Genomic DNA, 3,321 nt, shown 5'->3' on the forward strand with positions numbered 1-3,321 from the left:
ATTTAAAAGTCTGGCGGCACCCTACTCTCACATGGGTAATACCCACACTACCATCGGCACTACGGCGTTTCACTTCTGAGTTCGGCATGGGGTCAGGTGGGACCACCGCGCTATTACCGCCAGACATATCCTGTCTCTTTCAATTAGTATTGATATCTTCTACCATTATCTCATATCAATACTTATCTCTCAATCCGGAACAAACTGTTTTTTCAATCTCTATTCTCTTTTCGATGATTTTCTCATCTAGTAATAACTTCTGCGTAACCCAAAACAACTCCGAGTTGTAAGGTTAAGACTCTCGGTTCATTAGTATCAGTTAGCTCAATGTATCACTACACTTACACACCTGACCTATCTACGTCTTAGTCTCAAACGGACCTTACTGAATCTCTTCAGGGAAAACTCATCTCGAGGCTAGTTTCGTGCTTAGATGCTTTCAGCACTTATCTATTCCGCACGTAGCTACCGGGCAATGCAATTGGCATCACAACCCGAACACCAGCGGTGCGTTCACTTCGGTCCTCTCGTACTAGAAGCAAACCCTCTCAATTTTCCTACGCCCATGGCAGATAGGGACCGAACTGTCTCACGACGTTCTAAACCCAGCTCGCGTACCACTTTAAACGGCGAACAGCCGTACCCTTGGGACCTACTTCAGCCCCAGGATGTGATGAGCCGACATCGAGGTGCCAAACACCGCCGTCGATATGAACTCTTGGGCGGTATCAGCCTGTTATCCCCGGAGTACCTTTTATCCGTTGAGCGATGGCCCTTCCATTCAGAACCACCGGATCACTATGACCTACTTTCGTACCTGCTCGAGCCGTCACTCTCGCAGTCAAGCTAGCTTTTGCCATTGCACTAACCTCCTGATGTCCGACCAGGATTAGCTAACCTTCGTGCTCCTCCGTTACTCTTTGGGAGGAGACCGCCCCAGTCAAACTACCCACCAGACAGTGTCCCTTACCTCGATTCAAAAGTATAGGTTAGAACATCAAACATTAAAGGGTGGTATTTCAAGGTCGACTCCACACACACTGGCGTGCATGCTTCTTTGCCTCCCACCTATCCTACACATTAAGGCTCAATGTTCACTGTCAAGCTATAGTAAAGGTTCACGGGGTCTTTCCGTCTTGCCACGGGTACACCGCATCTTCACGGCAATTTCAATTTCACTGAGTCTCGGGTGGAGACAGCCTGGCCATCATTACGCCATTCGTGCAGGTCGGAACTTACCCGACAAGGAATTTCGCTACCTTAGGACCGTTATAGTTACGGCCGCCGTTTACTGGGGCTTCGATCAGGAGCTTCTGCATAAGCATAACCCCATCAATTAACCTTCCAGCACCGGGCAGGCGTCACACCGTATACGTCCACTTTCGTGTTTGCACAGTGCTGTGTTTTTATTAAACAGTTGCAGCCAGCTGGTATCTTCGACTGATTTCACCTACGTCCGCATGGGATTTCAATTACACATCAGCGTGCCTTCTCCCGAAGTTACGGCACCATTTTGCCTAGTTCCTTCACCCGAGTTCTCTCAAGCGCCTTAGTATTCTCTACCTGACCACCTGTGTCGGTTTCGGGTACGATTAACTATAACCTGAAGCTTAGAGGNNAGTGACCGGATTTGCCTAATCACACCCCTACACGCTTAACCCACCATCCAATAGGTGGTAAACCTAGCCTTCTTCGTCACCCCATCGCAGTTATAGCCAGTACGGGAATATTAACCCGTTTCCCATCAGATACGCCCTTCGGCCTCTCCTTAGGGGTCGACTCACCCTGCCCCGATTAACGTTGGACAGGAACCCTTGGTCTTCCGGCGAGCGGGCTTTTCACCCGCTTTATCGTTACTTATGTCAGCATTCGCACTTCTGATACCTCCAGCATGCCTCACAACACACCTTCTACGGCTTACAGAACGCTCCCCTACCCAATACACTTGCGTGCACTGCCGCAGCTTCGGTGCATAGTTTTAGCCCCGTTACATCTTCCGCGCAGGCCGACTCGACTAGTGAGCTATTACGCTTTCTTTAAATGATGGCTGCTTCTAAGCCAACATCCTAGCTGTCTAAGCCTTCCCACTTCGTTTCCCACTTAACTATGACTTCGGGACCTTAGCTGGCGGTCTGGGTTGTTTCCCTCTTCACGACGAACGTTAGCACCCGCCGTGTGTCTCCCATGATTCAACTTGTCAGTATTCGGAGTTTGCATCGGGTTGGTAAGCCGGGATGGCCCCCTAGCCGAAACAGTGCTCTACCCCCAACAGTCACTCATGAGGCGCTACCTAAATAGCTTTCGGGGAGAACCAGCTATCTCCCGGTTTGATTGGCCTTTCACCCCCAGCCACAGGTCATCCGCTAATTTTTCAACATTAGTCGGTTCGGTCCTCCAGTTAGTGTTAACCAACCTTCAACCTGCCCATGGCTAGATCACCGGGTTTCGGGTCTATACCCTGCAACTTAACGCACAGTTAATACTCGGTTTCCCTTCGGCTCCCCTATTCGGTTAACCTCGCTACAGAATATAAGTCGCTGACCCATTATACAAAAGGTACGCAGTCACTATTACCCAATAGGTAACAGCTCCCACTGATTGTACGTACACGGTTTCAGGGTCTATTTCACTCCCCTCCCGGGGTTCTTTTCGCCTTTCCCTCACGGTACTGGTTCACTATCGGTCAATCAGGAGTATTTAGCCTTGGAGGATGGTCCCCCCTTCTTCAGACAGGATATCACGTGTCCCGCCCTACTCTATAAGCTTCCACATAACGTACCTTCGTGTACGGGACTTTCACCCTCTATCGTGCGACTTTCCAGACGCTTCCACTAATACTTTATGCTACCCGCTTGGGCTCCTCCCCTTTCGCTCGCCGCTACTCAGGGAATCTCGGTTGATTTCTTTTCCTCGGGGTACTTAGATGTTTCAGTTCTCCCGGTTCGCCTCATCTAACTATGAATTCATTAGATGATAGTGTAGTTTCCTACACTGGGTTTCCCCATTCGGACATCGACGGCTATTACGCTTTTTATCAGCTTACCGTCGCTTTTCGCAGATTAACACGTCCTTCTTCGCCTCTGATTGCCTAGGCATCCACCGTGTACGCTTAATTTCTTAACCTTACAACTCACAGTTGTCTTGGTTTAAATTACGCTTTCTTCTCTTTCTTACTTATTCTCTTTTTATTTATAGATTGTTCAATTAAAGTTCAATAAACTTTAACTCAATCTATAATCAAAAGCCTTTCGTAAAAACGAGAACTCGTTTCTTTCAGCTTGTTCCTAATTGTTAAAGAGCTTTATCTTTCTATTCACTTAA

2 rRNA genes are annotated in these 3,321 nt (G+C 48.3%); both read right to left on the bottom strand.

The annotated features are described in order from the left end of the window. Positions 1-8: 8 nt before the first annotated feature. Positions 9-124 (bottom strand): 5S ribosomal RNA (gene rrf / locus B9N71_RS09045). A 164-nt stretch (positions 125-288) separates the two neighbouring features. After that, a 23S ribosomal RNA gene (locus B9N71_RS09050) occupies positions 289-3,123 on the bottom strand. Positions 3,124-3,321 lie beyond the last annotated feature (198 nt).

Origin of the sequence: Gilliamella bombi (genome assembly GCF_900103255.1) — a bacterium.
Classification (GTDB): Bacteria; Pseudomonadota; Gammaproteobacteria; order Enterobacterales; family Orbaceae; genus Gilliamella; species Gilliamella bombi.